Source organism: Jatrophihabitans sp., from assembly GCF_035474675.1.
In the GTDB taxonomy this organism is placed as follows: Bacteria; Actinomycetota; Actinomycetes; order Mycobacteriales; family Jatrophihabitantaceae; genus Jatrophihabitans_A.
On sequence record NZ_DATINC010000006.1, the window covers coordinates 1 to 2,558 of the forward strand.

Consider the following 2,558-nt stretch of genomic DNA (forward strand, 5'->3'; position numbering starts at 1 on the left):
CAGGGTGCCGACGTTGTTGACCACGGTCGGCGCGTCGTAGAGGCCGTTGGTGGCCGGGAACGGCGGCTTGAGCCGGGGCTGGCCGCGCTTGCCCTCCAGCGAGTCCAGCAGCGCGGTCTCCTCGCCGCAGATGTAGGCCCCAGCACCGCCGTGCACGGTGATGTCGAAGCGCAGCCCGCTGCCCAGCACGTCCGAGCCCAGGTAGCCGGCGGCGTAGGCCTCGTCCACCGCCTGGGTGACCCGGCGGATCGCGTGCACCGCCTCGCCGCGGATGTAGACGAAGGCGCGCTCGGCCCGCACCGCGTAGCAGGCGATGATGATGCCCTCGATCATCGAGTGCGGGTCGTTCATCATCAGCGGCAGGTCCCGGCAGGTGCCGGGCTCGCCCTCGTCGGCGTTGACCACCACGTAGTGCGGCTTGGCGGCCTCGCCCGGCTTGGCCTGCGGGATGAACTGCCACTTCATGCCGGTCGGGAAGCCGGCGCCGCCGCGGCCGCGCAGGTTGGAGTCCTTGATCAGCGCGATCAGCTCGTCCGGCTGCATGGCCAGCGCCTTGCGTAGCGCGGCGTAGCCGTCGAGGGCGACGTAGTTGTCCAGCAGCCACGGCGCGTTGGTGCCGAACCGCTTGGTCAGCACGGGAGTTAGCGGCATGTCATTCCTCGTCGACTCGTTCGCTCTGGCCGCCGGTCGGCGAGGCCGCGGCCGGGTCACTCTTCACGGTGTTCAGCGGGGCATCGTTGGAGCTGGTGTAGTCGGGCTTGCCGGTGTTGTCGGCGGCCTTGGTCTCAGCATCGGCCCCGGCGTGCTCCGGCCCGCCGGCCCGGTCGGAAACCGGGTAGGACGGGGCCTGCTGGCCGAGCTGCTGGGCCAGCCGCACGCCGGCCTCGGTCGGCGCGCCGGTGGCCGCCGCCCGCACCGACTCCGGCCGCCGGTCGACGAAACCGGCGATCTGGCGCGAGATCTCGGCGAAGTTGCACAGCGGGGCGCCCCGGGTCGGCAGCGGCCGGTTGCCGGCCTGCAGCTCGCCGACCAGCTCCAGCGCCGAGTCCGGGGTCTGGTTGTCGAAGAACTCGTAGTTCACCGTCACCACCGGGGCGTAGTCGCAGGCCGCCAGGCACTCGGCATGCTCCAGGGTGATCGAGCCCGGCGCCCCCGGGGTGCCCGCGGTCTCGTTCATCCCGACCCCGAGCCGCTCGGACAGCGCCCGGTAGATCTCGTCGCCGCCGAGCAGCCCGCACAGCGTGTTGGTGCACACGCTGACCAGGTACTCACCGGTGGGCGAGCGCTTGTACATGGTGTAGAAGGTGGCCACCGCGGCCACCTGGGCCTTGGTGAGCTCCAGCAGCTCGGCGCAGAAGGCGATGCCGTCGGCCGAGACGTAGCCCTGCTCGGACTGCACCAGGTGCAGCATCGGCAGCAACGCCGAGCGGGCCTCGCCGGCCGGGTAGCGGGCGATGATCTCGGCGGCCGCGGTGCGGACCTGCTCGCCGAAGACCGCCGGGTCGCCGGGCCGGCCGATGTCGATCAGGCTCAGTCGCTGATTGCTACCCATGGTTCGACTCCGCGCTCGCTCCGGTCCTCGCTCCGCTGCGATCCTCACTCGCTGTCGTCTTCATCTACCGGTCACACCCACCCATCACGGGATCGATCGAGGCCACCGAGGCGATCACGTCGGCGATCATGCCGCCGATGGACATCGCGGCGACCGCCTGCAGGTTGATGAAGGAGGGTTCGCGCAGGTGCACCCGGTACGGCCGGGTGCTGCCGTCGGAGACCACGTGCGCGCCCAGCTCGCCGCGCGGGCTCTCGACCGGCACGTAGACCTGCCCGGCCGGCACCCGGAAGCCCTCGGTGACCAGCTTGAAGTGGTGGATCAACGCCTCCATCGAGCTGTTCATGATCTTGTTGACGTGCGCGGGCGAGTTGCCCATGCCGTCCGAGCCGATGGACAGCTGCGCCGGCCAGGCGATCTTGGGATCGTCGACCATCACCGGCCCCGGGGTCTGCTCCAGCCGGTCCAGCACCTGGGAGATGATCCGCAGGCTCTCGCGCATCTCGGCGACCCGGACCACGAACCGGCTCCAGCAGTCGCCGCCGTCGTCGACGGGGACGTCGAAGTCGTAGGTCTCATACCCCAGGTACGGCTCGGTCTTGCGCAGGTCCCAGGGCAGGCCCGCGGCCCGCAGCAGCGGTCCGGTCACGCCGAGGGACAGGCACCCCTCGACACCGATCCAGCCCACCCCCTTGAGCCGGTTGATCCAGATCGGCTGGCCGCGCAGCAGCCGGTCGACACCGGCGATCTCGGCGTCGGTCTCCTTCATCCACTCCCGGATCTTTTCCAGCGCGTCCTCGGGCAGGTCCTGGGCGAGGCCGCCCGGCCGGACGTAGGCGTGGTTCATCCGCAGGCCGGTGATCATCTCCAGGATGTCCAGGCAGCGCTCGCGGGCCCGGAAGCCGTTGGTCATCGCGGTCAGCGCGCCCAGCTCCATGCCGCCGGTGGCCAGCCACACCCAGTGCGAGGAGATCCGGTTGATCTCCATCATCAGCACCCGGATCAG

At 70.6% G+C, this 2,558-nt stretch carries 2 protein-coding genes and 1 pseudogene; all 3 read right to left on the reverse strand.

All coding sequences use genetic code 11. The features are described from left to right. Window positions 1-711 (reverse strand): annotated as a pseudogene (locus tag VLJ82_RS00380) (NADH-quinone oxidoreductase subunit F); the annotation flags it as partial. After that, a complete protein-coding gene (gene nuoE / locus VLJ82_RS00385) occupies window positions 653-1,552 on the reverse strand; it encodes an NADH-quinone oxidoreductase subunit NuoE (RefSeq protein ID WP_408661335.1) in 900 nt (299 codons plus the stop codon). The gene nuoE and the pseudogene VLJ82_RS00380, both read right to left, overlap by 59 nt. Before the next feature lie 64 nt (window positions 1,553-1,616). Beyond that, window positions 1,617-2,558 (reverse strand): NADH-quinone oxidoreductase subunit D (locus tag VLJ82_RS00390; RefSeq protein WP_408661336.1); only part of this gene is annotated, 942 nt, incomplete at its 5' end.